The organism is Enterobacter vonholyi (assembly GCF_008364555.1).
Classification (GTDB): Bacteria; Pseudomonadota; Gammaproteobacteria; order Enterobacterales; family Enterobacteriaceae; genus Enterobacter; species Enterobacter vonholyi.
The window spans coordinates 1-14,773 of record NZ_VTUC01000015.1 but is presented as its reverse complement, the minus strand read 5'-3'; the positions used below and the strand labels follow the sequence as shown (position 1 = coordinate 14,773).

Below are 14,773 nucleotides of genomic sequence, written 5' to 3'. Positions count from 1 at the left end.
GGGAGCGTCTATGTTAAGGGTCTACCACTCAAATCGTCTGGATGTGCTGGAAGCGCTGATGGAGTTTATCGTTGAGCGCGAGCGGCTTGACGATCCTTTTGAGCCTGAAATGGTGCTGGTGCAGAGCACCGGTATGGCACAGTGGCTGCAAATGTCGCTTTCCCGTAAATTTGGCATAGCCGCAAATATTGATTTCCCGCTGCCCGCGAGCTTTATCTGGGAGATGTTTGTGCGCGTGTTGCCGGACATCCCGGAGCAGAGCGCCTTCAACAAGCAGGCCATGAGCTGGAAGCTCATGGCGCTGCTGCCGGAAATGCTGCAGCATGATGAATTCGCCATGCTGCGCCACTACCTCAATGACGATACCGACAAGCGCAAGCTGTTCCAGCTGGCGTCGCGTACTGCCGATCTCTACGACCAATACCTTGTTTACCGTTCTGACTGGTTAATTCGTTGGGAAGCGGGCGAGCTGGTTGAAGGTCTGCCGGAGGCGCAAATATGGCAGGCACCGCTGTGGAAAGCACTGGTAGAACATACGGAGAAACTTGGGCAGCCTAAGTGGCACCGTGCCAACCTGTACGATCGGTTTATTTCAATACTCGAAAATGCGACAGAGCGTCCAGCAAGACTACCGTCACGCGTTTTTATCTGCGGGATCTCCGCTTTACCGCCTGTCTATCTAAAGGCGTTGAATGCGCTGGGTAGACATATTGATATTCATATTTTGTTCACCAACCCTTGCCGACAGTATTGGGGGGATATCCTCGATGAACGCTGGCTTGCGCGTCTGGTAACTCGCCAACGAAAGCGCCTTTTTGAAGAACGGTCCGTCCCGCTGTTTAAGGACGGCTCGACTGCCGGGCAGCTTTTTGACGAAGATGGTATCCAGAACCTGCCCAATCCGCTGCTTGCCTCATGGGGGAAGCTGGGGCGTGACTACATTCACATGCTTTCAGACATCACTTCCTCAGGCGAAGGTGACGTGGATGCCTTTGTCGAGATCGCTCCGGACAGCCTGCTGCATAATATTCAGTTAGATATTCTGGATCTGGAAAACCGTGCCGTCATGGGCGTGACGGCGAACGAGTTCGAACGCAGCGACAGCAAGCGTAAGCTGGACGCTGACGATCGCAGCATCACGATCCATGTTTGCCATAGCCCTCAGCGTGAGGTCGAAGTGCTTCACGACCAGCTGCTGGCGATGCTGCAGGACGATCCCGAACTGACGCCACGTGATATCGTGGTAATGGTGGCGGATATCGACAGCTACAGTCCCTTTATTCAGGCCGTCTTTGGCAGCGCGACGGGCGAGCGATATCTTCCTTATGCTATTTCTGACCGTCGTGCCCGTCAGTCGCATCCGGCATTGCAGGCGTTTATCACTTTACTCTCACTGCCGGATAGCCGCTTTATCTCCGAAGATGTCCTGGCGTTACTGGATGTTCCCGTTCTGTCTGCACGCTTCAACATCAATGAAGAGGGGCTTCGCTACCTTCGCCAGTGGGTGAATGAGTCTGGCGTTCGCTGGGGGATCGATGACGATAACGTTCAGGAGTTCGAACTTCCTCCAACCGGGCAGCACACCTGGCGATTTGGCCTGACGCGTATGCTGCTGGGCTATGCCATGGAGAGCAGTCAGGGCGAGTGGAATGAGGTGCTGCCTTACGATGAGTCCAGCGGGTTAATTGCTGAACTGGTGGGGCATTTAGCATCGCTCCTGATGCAGCTTAACCGCTGGCGACACGAGCTGCTACAGCCGCGTCCACTTGAAGAATGGCTCCCGGTTTGCAGAGCGTTGCTTAATGATTTCTTCCTGCCGGACAATGACACCGAAGCGGCGATGGCGCTCATTGAAACGCAGTGGCAGGCTATCATCGACGAAGGCGTCAATTCCCACTATCAGGAGGCCATTCCGCTGTCGCTGTTGAGGGATGAGTTGACGCAGCGGCTTGACCAGGAGCGAATCAGCCAGCGTTTCCTGGCAGGCCCCATCAATATTTGCACCCTGATGCCAATGCGTTCTATCCCGTTTAAAGTGGTCTGTTTACTTGGCATGAACGACGGCGTTTATCCTCGCGCGCTCGCGCCGTTGGGGTTCGATTTGATGAGCGCAAATCCAAAACGGGGCGACCGTAGCCGCCGTGATGATGACCGATATCTCTTCCTTGAGGCGCTTATTTCCGCCCAGAGTAAGCTCTATATCAGCTATATCGGCCGTTCGATTCAGGACAACAGCGAGCGTTTCCCCTCCGTTCTGGTGCAGGAACTGGTGGATTATATCGGTCAGAGCCACTACCTGCCGGGGGATGAAGAGCGCAACTGCGATGAAAGCGAGAAGAGGGTGAAAGACCATATCACCTGTTTCCACAGCCGCATGCCGTTTGACCCGGTGAACTATACGGCCAGCGAGCGCCAGAGCTATGCGCAGGAGTGGCTGCCAGCTGCGAAAAAAGAGGGGAATGCGCATACCGATTTTATTCAGGAACTCGACCCTCGCCCTGTCGACACCCTGACCTTCGAGCAGCTTCAGCGGTTTTGGGCGCATCCGGTGCGCGCTTTCTTCCAGCAGCGACTACAGGTCAATTTCCGTTCTGAAGAGAGTGAAATTCCTGATGCAGAGCCGTTTACGCTGGAAGGTCTGGAGCGCTACCAGTTAAACCTGCAGCTGTTGAATGCGCTGGTTGAAGAGGAAGATGCTGAAAAACTTTACCGCCGCTACCGCGCTGCGGGACAGTTGCCTTATGGGGCGTTCGGGGAGATCGTCTGGGAGGCGCAGTGTCAGGAGATGACCGCCCTGGCAGAGCGCGTAAGAGCGTGCCGACAGCCAGGGAGTAGTATTGAAATCGATCTCAACTGCAACGGGGTACAGCTCACAGGCTGGTTAACCCAGGTTCAGCAGGATGGGCTGCTTCGCTGGCGGCCTTCAATGCTTAGCGTTTCACAGGGTTTGCAACTCTGGCTGGAACATCTTGTCTACAGTGCGGGTGGGCATAAAGGCGAAAGCCGCATTTTCGTGCGCAAAGAGGGCGAATGGCGCTTCCCGCCAATGGAGTCTGATCAGGCGTTACGGTATCTGTCTTTGTACATTGATGGCTACCGCCAGGGAATGAACAAACCCCTCCTGCTACTGCCGGAAAGTGGCGGCGCCTGGATAAAAGCCTGTTATGACGCGCCGAATGATGCGATGTTAACGGATGAGGCTTCGCTGCAGAAAGCCCGCAGTAAGTTTATGCAGGCCTACGAAGGTAACATGATGGTGCGTGGCGAAGGTGAAGATGTCTGGTATCAGCGCTTATGGCGAACGCTTGAGCCAGAGTACCTGGAGGCTATCACGGAAGAGGCGCAGCGCTACCTGCTGCCGTTGTTTAAATTTAATCAGTCCTGAGCGCTGTATAAAAATTGCGCAGCTAAGGGTGTTCATTTATGATGCACTTCTTATCACGGACTGATGTACCCAAAGAAAGAGATGTTGGCGTGTCCAGCACGCAGTTTGTTAATGATGTAGCCGTGATAAAGAGGTCGTAATGCCAGGCAGCACCTTGATTAAAGCGTTTGTTTTGTTTATTGCCCTTTGGGCGCCCGTCACTCACGCAGACTCCGGTTGGCAACCCGTTCAGGAAACTATCCGTAAGAGCGAAAAAGATACCCGTCAATATCAGGCTATTCGTCTTGATAACGGCATGACCGTGCTGCTGGTTTCCGACCCGCAGGCGGTGAAATCCCTGTCGGCATTAGTGGTGCCGGTTGGGTCGCTGGAAGATCCTGACGCTCATCCTGGACTTGCACACTATCTGGAACATATGACGCTGATGGGGTCAAAAAAATATCCACAGCCAGATAGCCTGTCCGAATTTCTCAAGATGCATGGCGGTAGCCACAATGCCAGTACGGCACCGTACCGCACGGCCTTTTATCTCGAAGTCGAAAATGATGCGCTGGAAGGGGCAGTCGATCGTCTTGCTGATTCCATCGCCGCGCCGTTGCTGGATAAAAAATACGCCGATCGTGAACGCAATGCGGTGAATGCCGAGCTGACCATGGCCCGCACGCGAGACGGTATGCGCATGGCGCAGGTCAGCGCCGAAACCATCAACCCTGCACACCCGGGTTCGCGCTTCTCCGGCGGTAACCTCGAAACCTTGAGCGACAAACCGAATAGCCCGGTGCTGGATGCCCTGCACGCGTTTCGCGATAAATACTACTCCGCCAACCTGATGAAAGCGGTCATCTACAGCAATAAACCGTTGCCTGAGCTGGCAGACATGGCGGCCAAAACGTTTGGCCGGGTGCCGAATAAAAATATCGACCTGCCGCAAATAACCGTTCCGGTGGTCACGGACGCGCAAAAAGGTATTGTGATCCACTACGTTCCTGCCATGCCGCGCAAAGTGCTGCGCGTCGAATTCCGCATTGATAACAACACGGCGCAGTTTCGCAGTAAAACCGATGAGCTGGTGACCTACCTGATAGGTAACCGTAGCCCGGGTACGCTGTCTGACTGGCTGCAAAAGCAGGGGCTGGCGGAAGGTATTCGCGCCGATTCCGATCCGGTAGTGAACGGTAATAGCGGCGTACTGGCGATCTCCGCCACCCTGACCGACAAAGGGCTGGCCAACCGCGATGAAGTCGTGGCGGCTATATTTAGCTACCTCGCTTTGCTGCGCGAGAGAGGCGTCGATAAGCGCTATTTTGATGAACTCGCGCACGTGCTGGATCTCGACTTCCGCTACCCATCCATAACCCGCGACATGGACTATGTGGAGTGGCTGGCGGATACCATGATCCGCGTGCCGGTGGAACATACCCTCGACGCGGTAAATATTGCCGACCAGTATGATGCCGGGGCGGTAAAAGCCCGCCTGGCGATGATGACGCCGGAGAATGCCCGCATCTGGTACATCAGCCCGAACGAACCGCATAACAAGACGGCGTACTTTGTCGATGCCCCTTATCAGGTGGATAAAATCAGCGCCCAGACCTTCGCCGACTGGCAGAAGAAGGCCGGGGAGATTGCGTTGAAGCTGCCGGAGCTGAACCCCTATATTCCGGATGATTTCTCGCTGATCAAAACGACTAAAGATTACCCGCATCCAGAACTCATCATTGATGAGCCAACGCTGCGCGTTGTGTATACTCCAAGCCGCTATTTTGCCAGTGAGCCAAAAGCCGATGTCAGCGTGGTGCTGCGTAACCCGAAAGCAATGAACAGCGCCAAAAATCAGGTGATGTTCGCACTCAATGACTATCTCGCCGGTATCGCTCTCGATCAGCTCAGCAACCAGGCCGCCGTGGGCGGGATCAGCTTCTCCACCAACGCCAATAACGGTTTGATGCTTAATGCAAACGGCTATACCCAGCGCTTGCCTCAGCTGTTCCAGGCCTTGCTGGAGGGCTACTTCAGCTACACGCCGACGGAAGAGCAGCTTGAGCAGGCTAAATCCTGGTATGCCCAGATGATGGATTCTGCCGAGAAGGGCAAGGCCTACGATCTTGCGCTTATGCCGGCGCAAATGCTGTCGCAGGTTCCTTATTTCCAGCGAGAGGAGCGCCGCGCGCTGCTGCCTTCAATCTCCTTAAAAGACGTGCTGGCGTACCGCGACGCGCTGAAAACCAATACGCGTCCGGAGTTCCTGATTGTCGGCAACATGAGTGAGGAGCAGGCTAAAACCCTGGCGCAGAATGTTCGCACTCAGCTCGGCTCTAAAGGCGACGAGTGGTGCCGCAACCAGGACGTGCTGGTTGAGAAAAAGCAAAATGTGATTTTTGAAAAGGCGGGTAACAGCACGGATTCCGCGCTGGCCGCGGTATTTGTGCCAACGGGCTATGATGAATTCGCCAGCTCGGCGCAGAGCGCCGTGCTGGGGCAGATTATTCAGCCTTGGTTCTATAACCAGTTACGCACCGAGGAGCAGCTTGGCTACGCGGTATTTGCCTTCTCCATGAATGTCGGGCGTCAGTGGGGGCTGGGCTTCCTGCTGCAAAGCAGCGACAAACAACCGGCGTATCTCTGGAAGCGTTATCAGGCCTTCTTCCCGCAGGTGGAAGCAAAACTGCGTGCCATGAAGCCGGAGGAATTTGCTCAGATCCAGCAGGGCGTCATCGCGCAGGTGATGCAGCCGCCGCAGACGCTGGGTGAAGAAGCCTCTCAGCTGAGCAAAGATTTCGATCGCGGTAATCTGAAATTTGATTCGCGTGATAAAGTAGTGGCCGAGATAAAACAGCTGACGCCGCAGAAGGTTGCCGACTTCTTCCATCAGGCGGTCATTAAGCCGCAGGGAATCACCATCCTGTCTCAGGTTTCCGGTAGCCAGAACGGGAAAACGGAGTACGTGAACCCTAAAGGCTGGAAAGTCTGGAAGAGCGTCAGCGCGCTGCAGCAATCTATGCCCTGGAGTAAGAAAGAATGACCGATACCGCTGAGTCCCTTGATCCCTTACGTTTACCTCTGCAGGGTGAACGATTGATTGAAGCCTCAGCGGGAACGGGAAAAACCTTCACCATTGCCGCCCTCTATCTGCGCCTGCTGTTAGGGCTTGGCGGCAACGCTGCTTTTCCACGCCCTTTAAGCGTGGAAGAGCTGCTGGTGGTCACCTTCACCGAGGCCGCTACCGCGGAGCTGCGGGGCCGTATTCGTACTAATATTCACGAACTACGCATTGCCTGTCTGCGTCAGAGCACGGATAACCCTCTCTACGCGAGCCTTCTGGAAGAGATTGCCGATAAGCAGCAGGCAGCCCAGTGGCTGCTGCTCGCTGAACGGCAGATGGATGAAGCGTCCGTCTTTACCATTCACGGTTTTTGCCAGCGCATGCTGAGCCTGAATGCGTTCGAGTCCGGAATGCTGTTCGAACAGCAGCTCATTGAAGATGAATCCGTGCTTCGCTATCAGGCCTGCGCGGATTTCTGGCGTCGCCACTGCTATCCCTTACAGCGTGATATTGCCGAAGCGGTACACGCGCTCTGGAAAGGCCCGGAGGCGCTGCTGCGCGCGATCGATCGTTATCTCCAGGGGGAAGCGCCGATAATCAAATCCCCGCCGCCGGCAGATGAAACCCTGGCCTCGCGGCATGAAAAAATCATCGCGAAAATTGCGGACATCAAGCAAAAATGGATGGAGTCAGTCGGCGAGATTGACGCCATCATCGAAAATTCCGGCATCGATCGTCGCAAGTTCAACCGCGGCAATCAGGGGAAATGGATCGACAAGATCAGCGCCTGGGCGCAGGAAGAGACGCGGGGCTATCAGCTCCCGGACGCGCTGGAGAAATTCTCCCAGCGTTTCCTGGCTGAGCGGACCAAAGCCGACGGCATTGTGCCTGAGCATCCCCTGTTTGTGGCAATAGAAACCCTGCTGGCGGATAACCTTACGCTCAACGATCTGATGATCGCTCGCGCCATGACCGAAATTCGCGAAGCCGTGGCGCGCGAGAAACGCTGCCGGGGTGAACTGGGTTTCGACGATATGCTGAGCCGCCTGGATGCGGCGCTGTGCAGTGAAAATGGCGAAGCGCTTGCCGCCGCGATTCGCACCCGCTTCCCGGTTGCGATGATAGACGAATTTCAGGACACCGACCCTCAGCAGTACCGCATTTTCCGCCGTATCTGGCGCCAGCAGCCCGACACTGCGCTTCTGTTAATCGGCGATCCGAAACAGGCCATTTACGCCTTCCGCGGCGCGGATATTTTCACCTATATGAAAGCCCGCAGCGAGGTTGATGCGCATTACACGCTCGATACTAACTGGCGCTCCTCTCCTGGCATGGTGGAAAGCGTCAACGCGCTGTTTAGCCGCATGGATACGGCGTTTATGTTCCGGGAGATCCCGTTTCAGCCGGTAAAATTTGCCCCGAAAAATGCCTCGCTGCGCTTCGAGTTTAACGGCGTGACGCAGCCTGCCATGAACTTCTGGCTGCTGGATGGGGAAGGCTGCGGCGTTGCCGACTATCAAAATGCCATGGCCCAGCACTGTGCTGCGCAAATCCGTGACTGGCTCAGTGCCGGGGCGCGGGGCGAGGCGCTGCTGTGGAAGGGGGATAACCCTACCCCGGTAAAGGCGTCTGATATTACGGTGCTGGTGCGCAGCCGTCAGGAGGCCGCATTAATCCGAGACGCCCTGACGTTGCTGAATATCCCCTCCGTCTATCTCTCGAACCGTGACAGCGTCTTTGAAACGCTTGAGGCGCAGGAGATGTTATGGCTGCTCCAGGCCGTGCTGGCCCCGGAGCGGGAAAGTACATTGCGTAGCGCATTAGCCAGCGCGATGCTCGGACTGAACGCGCGCGATATAGATGCGCTCAACAATGACGAAGCCGCGTGGGATGCTGTGGTAGAGGAGTTTGTGCGCTACCGCGAAAAATGGCAGAAGCGTGGAGTTATGGCGATGGTGCGCGAGCTCATGGCACAGCGCCACATTGCCGAGAATATGCTGGCTACCGCAGGCGGCGAGCGTCGTTTGACCGATATTTTGCACATCAGCGAACTCTTGCAGGAAGCCGGTACGCAGCTGGAGAGCGAGCACGCCCTGGTGCGATGGCTGGCGCAGCAGATTGCCGATCCGAACAGCAATTCATCCAGCCAGCAGATGCGCCTCGAGAGTGATAAACATCTGGTGCAGATCGTCACCATTCACAAGTCGAAAGGCCTGGAATATCCGCTGGTCTGGCTGCCGTTTATCGCCAATTACCGCGTGCAGGATCAGGCTTTTTACCACGATCGCGAATCTTTTGAGGCGGTGCTCGATCTCAGCAACGCGGAGTCCAGCGTTGAGCTGGCCGAAGCCGAGCGTCTGGCGGAAGACCTGCGCCTGCTTTACGTGGCGCTGACCCGTTCGGTATGGCACTGCAGCCTGGGCGTTGCGCCGCTGTTCCGTCGCCGTGGCGAAAAGACCGGGGAGAGCGATTTTCATCTGAGCGCGCTGGGGCGGCTTATTCAACAGGGGGAGCCCAAAGACGCGGCGGGCCTGCGCCAGTGCATCGAATCGCTTTGCACTGAGAATGTTGCCCTGCATATTCCATCGCTGCCCGATAACAGCCGCTGGCACATGCCGGATCTGCACGAGTCAGATCTCCATGCCCGTCAGGTGGTACGTACCATTGCCGATGACTGGCGCGTTACCAGCTACTCCGGCTTACAGCAGCACGGGCAGAGTATTGCGCAGGATCTGATGCCAAAACTGGACGTGGATGCCGCAGGAGCCGGTAGCATACCCGTTGAGCCTGTGCTGACGCCACACCAGTTCCCGCGCGGCGCTTCGCCGGGCACGTTTTTGCACAGCCTGTTTGAAGAGCTGGATTTCACCCAGCCGGTTTCCGAAGAGTGGGTGCTGAAGATGTTACAGAGCGGTGGTTACGACGCACAGTGGCAGCCGGTTCTCACCGACTGGATCCGCGCGGTTCTGCACGCGCCGCTCACGACGCAGGGGATTTCGCTGAATCAGTTGACCGCCAAAGATAAGCAGGTGGAGATGGAGTTTTATCTCCCCATCGCCAGCCCGCTCAGGGCTGAGGCGCTTGATGCGCTGATCCGCGAGTACGATCCGCTATCTGCCGGATGCCCGCCGCTGAATTTCCGCCAGGTGCAGGGGATGCTCAAAGGCTTTATCGATCTGGTTTTCCGCCACGAAGGACGCTACTACCTGCTGGATTACAAATCGAACTGGCTCGGTGACAGCAGCGAAGCCTATACCCAACAGGCGATGGCGTCGGCAATGCAACTGCATCGCTACGATCTGCAGTACCAGCTTTACACTCTGGCGCTGCACCGTTACCTGCGCCATCGCATGGCCAATTATCGTTACGAAGCGCATTTTGGCGGCGTGATTTACCTGTTCCTGCGCGGCGTGGATGCTAACGACCCGCGTTCCGGCATCTTTAGCACGCGTCCGGCTGAGGAACTGATTGAAAAAATGGATAACCTGTTTGCCGCAGGCACGGAGGAGGTGGCATGACGATGCAGGCGCTACTGCTGGACGCGGTTGAACAACGATTACTGCGCCACCTGGACGTGCAGTTTGCCATGATGGTGGCAGGTGAGGAGCCTGCCGTCATGCTTGCCGCAGCCATTCTTAGCAAAGACGCGGGAGAGGGGCACGTGTGCCTGCCGCTGTCGCGTCTGGCGGTGGATGAGAAAATGCCTCCGGCTTTACAGGCGTGTTTCGCGCAGCTTGGTGACGCCGTGGACTGGCAGGAGATATTACTCGGCTCGCCTGCCGTAAGCGGAGCCGATACCGGGACGCCGATGATCCTTGTCGGCGAACGTTTGTATCTTAACCGGCTGTGGCGTAACGAACTGACGGTGGCGCGCTTCTTCAGCGAGAGCAACGCGCCGCTTCCCTGCGATGAAACGCAGCTCCGGCAAACGCTGGATGCGCTGTTTATATCTGACGATGCGACAGACTGGCAGAAAGTGGCAGCTGCCGTGGCGTTAACGCGTCGGATCTCGGTCATTTCTGGCGGTCCGGGCACCGGGAAAACGACCACCGTGGCAAAACTGCTCGCCGCGCTGATTCAATTATCGGGGGAGCAAAAGTGCCGTATTCGCCTGGCGGCCCCCACCGGTAAAGCCGCTGCGCGTCTGACGGAGTCGTTAGGCGGCGCGCTGCAAAAGCTGCCGCTTACCGGGGAGCAGCTTGCGCTTTTTCCCAATGAAGCCAGCACGCTGCACCGTTTGCTTGGCGCACAGCCTGGCAGCCAGCGTCTGCGCTACCATGCCGGTAACCCGCTGCACCTGGATGTGCTGGTGGTGGATGAAGCCTCAATGATTGATCTGACGATGATGTCGCGTTTGATTGATGCGCTACCGCCGCACGCGCGCGTCATTTTCCTCGGCGATCGTGACCAGCTTGCCTCCGTAGAGGCGGGGGCAGTGCTGGGCGATATTTGCACCTATGCCAGCCTGGGATATACCGCTGAACGCGCTCAGGAGTTAGCCCGTCTTACCGGATGTACGCTCACCTCTGAAAGCCACTCTCTTGCAGGGGCGCTGCGCGACAGCCTGTGTCTGCTGCAGAAAAGCTACCGTTTCGGCAGCGATTCCGGAATCGGCCAGCTTGCGGCGGCCGTAAACCGGGGAGACAGACACGCTACCTCAGCGGTGTTTGCCGGAACCTTTACGGATATTGAGAAAAAATCGCTGCAAAACGGGGAAGAGTATCAGGCGATGCTGGACGACGCCCTGCAGGGGTACCAGCACTTTCTGACAAGCGTACAACAGCAAAGTGCGCCGGAGCAGGTCATTGCCGCGTTTGGCGAATACCAGCTGCTCTGTGCGCTGAGGGAAGGCCCCTTTGGCGTCAGGGGTCTCAACGACAGGCTGGAACAGCTGCTGGCGCAAAAACGCAAAATTAACCGTACCCCGCATTCGCGCTGGTATGAAGGGCGACCGGTGATGATTTCCCGCAACGACAGCGCGCTGGGGTTGTTTAACGGTGATATCGGGATTGCGCTAGACTGCGGTCAGGGCCTGCGCGTCTGGTTCCAGATGCCGGACGGGAGCGTGAAGTCCTTCCAGCCGAGCCGTTTGCCCGAGCATGAAACCGCCTGGGCGATGACGGTGCATAAATCCCAGGGCTCCGAATTTAACCATGCTGCGCTGATCCTGCCTACGCAGCTTTCACCCGTTATTACCCGCGAGCTGATCTATACCGCCATTACGCGCGCGCGTCAGCGCCTGTCGCTTTATGCCGATGAACGGGTGCTGGTGCAGGCGATCGCCACCCGTACGGAACGCCGAAGCGGGCTGAGCGCGATATTTGAGTCCCTCTGAACGAAAGCCCTCGCTGGACGGTGAGGGCGTCGTATTATCCCAGATCGGCCATCAGCACCTTTGAACGACGCTGATAGTTGTACATCTCTTTCTTTGTTTCCGGCAGAGAATCGATATCCACCGGCGTGAACCCGCGCTCCTGGAACCAGTGAATGCTGCGCGTCGTCAGGACGAACAGCTTGCTCAGCCCCATCTGGCGCGCCTGCGCCGCCACGCGCTCAAGCAGCATTTCACCGCGTGAAGAGCTACGGTAATCAGGATGCACCGCCACGCAGGCCATTTCACCGATCTTCTCTTCCGGGAACGGATAGAGCGCGGCGCAGGCGATGGTCAGGTTATCGCGCTGAATAATGGTGAATTTGTCGATCTCCATCTCCAGCTGCTCGCGTGAACGACGCACCAGGATACCCTGCTGTTCCAGCGGGCGGATCAGTTCCAGAATACCGCCGATATCGTTGATGGTGGCGCGGCGGATCTGCTCCGCGCTCTCCATGACAATCTGCGTACCAATACCGTCGCGGGAGAACAACTCCTGCAGCAGGGCGCCATCTTCCTGATAGCTGATCAGGTGGCTGCGGCGCACGCCGCTGCGGCAGGCCTTCACGGCGCCACGCAGGAAGCGGACGGTGCCGGAGTAGTAATCGCCTTCGGCTTCCAGCGCCTCCACGCGGGCCTGGGCTTCATTCGGGAAGAGTTCCGGTACGATCGTTCCCTCATCGTTCACGACGCCCTGGGAGGAGCAGAACCCAATCATTTTTTCAGCCTTCAGCTTGATTGCCAGCTGCGTGGCAATCTCCTCGGACGTCAGGTTAAAGCTTTCGCCAGTCACGGAAACGGCGACCGGGCCCATCAGCACGATGGCACCGCTGTCCAGCTGGCGGTGAATAGCTTCTTCATCAATACGACGAATGCGACCGCTGTGGCAGTAATCCACGCCATCGTCCACGCCGAGCGGCTGGGCAATGATAAAGTTGCCGCTCACGACGTTGATATGCGCGCCCTGCAGCGGCGTGTTGTTCAGGCTCATGGACAGGCGAGCGGTAATATCCAGCTGCAGCAGACCTGCCGCCTGTTTCACCAGCTCAAGGGTTTTAGCATCCGTGACGCGGGTATGTTTGTGGTAAATCGGCTCGTGGTGATGAGCGGCCAGGTTGGCGTCGATCTGCGGACGGGCGCCATAAACCACCACCAGGCGGATCCCGAGGCTGTGCAGCAGGCCAATGTCATTGACGATGCTGGAAAAATTTTCATGCTCAATGGCTTCGCCGCCAAGCATGATGACAAACGTTTTTCCCCGATGGGCGTTGATATAGGGAACAGAATGGCGGAATCCCTGGACCAGTTCGGTTCTACGTTCCTTCACCATGGCACAACCCTTAATGAATGTTTATTCGTAATTTATGTATTTTTATTCGATTGTGACCGCGTGTGCAAGCGCAAATTTTCCACGACCCACAGAATTTGGTAAGTAATCCGTGCGTTAGCGTATGATTGTTTACCCTTTTATAGATGACAGTTTATGCGTCATTCGTTAAAGTTTTCGGTCAATCTGGACATTTTGTATATCAGTCAGTGTTCTTGCTCGGGAGAAGCATGTCGGGATCCAATTCAGCAATAAGCCGCCGCCGTTTGTTAAAAGGGGCCGGGGCAATGTGGTTGCTTAGCGTCAGTCAGGTCGGTCTTGCCGCAACCAGTCAGGTGGTAGCGGTGCGCGTCTGGCCATCGTCGACCTATACGCGCGTGACGGTCGAATCCAATCGCGTGCTGAAATATAAGCAATTTGCCCTCAGCAACCCGGAACGCGTGGTGGTGGATCTCGAAGGCGTTAACCTCAACTCCGTGCTAAAAGGGATGGCGGCGCAGATCCGCGGCGACGATCCGTTTATTAAATCGGCGCGCGTCGGGCAGTTCGACCCGCAAACCGTGCGCATGGTGTTTGAGCTTAAGCAGAACGTGAAGCCGCAGCTGTTCGCCCTGGCGCCCGTCGCGACGTTTAAAGAGCGTTTGGTGATGGATCTTTACCCGGCGAATGCGACGGATATTCAGGATCCGCTTCTCGCCCTGCTGGAGGATTACAACAAAGGCGATCTTCAGCGTCAGGTGCCGCCCGCGCAAAGTGGTCCGCAGCCGGGGAAAGCAGGGCGCGATCGTCCGATTGTGATCATGCTCGATCCTGGCCATGGCGGCGAAGACTCCGGCGCGGTGGGAAAATACCGTACGCGTGAAAAAGACGTGGTGCTGCAAATTGCCCGTCGCCTGAAGGCGTTGATTGATAAAGAAGGCAATATGCGCGCCTATATGACGCGCAATGAAGATATCTTTATTCCGCTTAAGGTCCGGGTGGCGAAAGCGCAGAAGCAGCGCGCAGATTTGTTCGTCTCAATTCATGCGGATGCGTTTACCAGCCGTCAGCCAAGCGGCTCGTCGGTGTTTGCGCTCTCAACCAAAGGCGCGACCAGTACCGCCGCGAGATACCTTGCGGACACCCAGAACGCCTCGGACCTGATTGGTGGCGTAAGCAAAAGCGGCGATCGCTACGTCGACCACACCATGTTCGATATGGTGCAGTCGCTGACCATTAACGACAGCCTGAAGTTTGGTAAAGCGGTGCTGGGCAAGCTGGGGAACATCAATAAGCTGCATAAGAACAGCGTTGAACAGGCCGGATTTGCGGTACTCAAGGCGCCGGATATTCCGTCCATCCTGGTTGAAACCGCGTTTATCAGTAACGTGGAAGAGGAGCGTAAGCTCAAGACCGCAAAATTCCAGCAGGAGGTTGCGGAGTCGATTCTGGCAGGGATTCGTGCGTATTTCTCTGACGGGGCGACGCTGGCGCGGCGCGGATAACGCTCTCAGCCGGGTAGACGCCCGGCAAATTCACAAACGACAGATACAAAAAAACACCCTTCAGGGTGTTTATTGTTTTAGAAGTGTTGGTTGCGGGGGCCGGATTTGAACCGACGACCTTCGGGTTATGAGCCCGACGAGCTACCAGGCTGCTCCACCCCGC

The 14,773-nt window shown here is 56.7% G+C and carries 6 protein-coding genes; 5 read left to right on the top strand and 1 reads right to left on the bottom strand.

The genetic code is table 11. The features are described from left to right. Positions 1–10 precede the first annotated feature (10 nt). The 4 genes from recC to recD all read left to right on the top strand — a co-directional run bounded on the left by recC (position 11) and on the right by recD (position 11,763). Complete coding sequence (recC, locus tag F0319_RS17580; RefSeq protein ID WP_149367463.1) at positions 11–3,385, top strand: exodeoxyribonuclease V subunit gamma; 3,375 nt, start codon at positions 11–13, stop codon at positions 3,383–3,385. Positions 3,386–3,524: 139 nt separating this feature from the next. Then, positions 3,525–6,407 (top strand): pitrilysin, encoded by a 2,883-nt coding sequence (gene ptrA / locus F0319_RS17575; RefSeq protein WP_149367462.1) that lies wholly within the window; start codon positions 3,525–3,527, stop codon positions 6,405–6,407. Beyond that, a complete protein-coding gene (recB, locus tag F0319_RS17570; protein WP_149367461.1) occupies positions 6,404–9,946 on the top strand; it encodes an exodeoxyribonuclease V subunit beta in 3,543 nt (1,180 codons plus the stop codon). The genes ptrA and recB overlap by 4 nt, the downstream gene beginning before the upstream one ends. Further along, complete coding sequence (gene recD / locus F0319_RS17565) at positions 9,943–11,763, top strand: exodeoxyribonuclease V subunit alpha (protein WP_149367460.1); 1,821 nt, start codon at positions 9,943–9,945, stop codon at positions 11,761–11,763. Before recB ends, recD begins: the two co-directional genes overlap by 4 nt. 34 nt (positions 11,764–11,797) lie before the next feature. Here recD and argA read toward each other — a convergent pair whose 3' ends face one another. Continuing rightward, a complete protein-coding gene (gene argA, locus F0319_RS17560) occupies positions 11,798–13,129 on the bottom strand; it encodes an amino-acid N-acetyltransferase (RefSeq protein WP_023294467.1) in 1,332 nt (443 codons plus the stop codon). A gap of 227 nt (positions 13,130–13,356) precedes the next feature. On the opposite strand from argA, the gene amiC reads away from it, so the two are divergent. Then, positions 13,357–14,610: an N-acetylmuramoyl-L-alanine amidase AmiC gene (gene amiC / locus F0319_RS17555; RefSeq protein WP_023309036.1), complete on the top strand. Its 1,254-nt coding sequence runs from the start codon at positions 13,357–13,359 to the stop codon at positions 14,608–14,610. Positions 14,611–14,773 lie beyond the last annotated feature (163 nt).

What these genes read in the sequence shown, in the direction of transcription:
- recC (WP_149367463.1), top strand. Translation starts at nt 11, where the DNA reads ATGTTAAGGGTCTACCACTCAAATCGTCTGGATGTGCTGGAAGCGCTG.
- ptrA (WP_149367462.1), top strand. Translation starts at nt 3,525, where the DNA reads ATGCCAGGCAGCACCTTGATTAAAGCGTTTGTTTTGTTTATTGCCCTT.
- recB (WP_149367461.1), top strand. Translation starts at nt 6,404, where the DNA reads ATGACCGATACCGCTGAGTCCCTTGATCCCTTACGTTTACCTCTGCAG.
- recD (WP_149367460.1), top strand. Translation starts at nt 9,943, where the DNA reads ATGACGATGCAGGCGCTACTGCTGGACGCGGTTGAACAACGATTACTG.
- argA (WP_023294467.1), bottom strand. Translation starts at nt 13,129, where the DNA reads ATGGTGAAGGAACGTAGAACCGAACTGGTCCAGGGATTCCGCCATTCT.
- amiC (WP_023309036.1), top strand. Translation starts at nt 13,357, where the DNA reads ATGTCGGGATCCAATTCAGCAATAAGCCGCCGCCGTTTGTTAAAAGGG.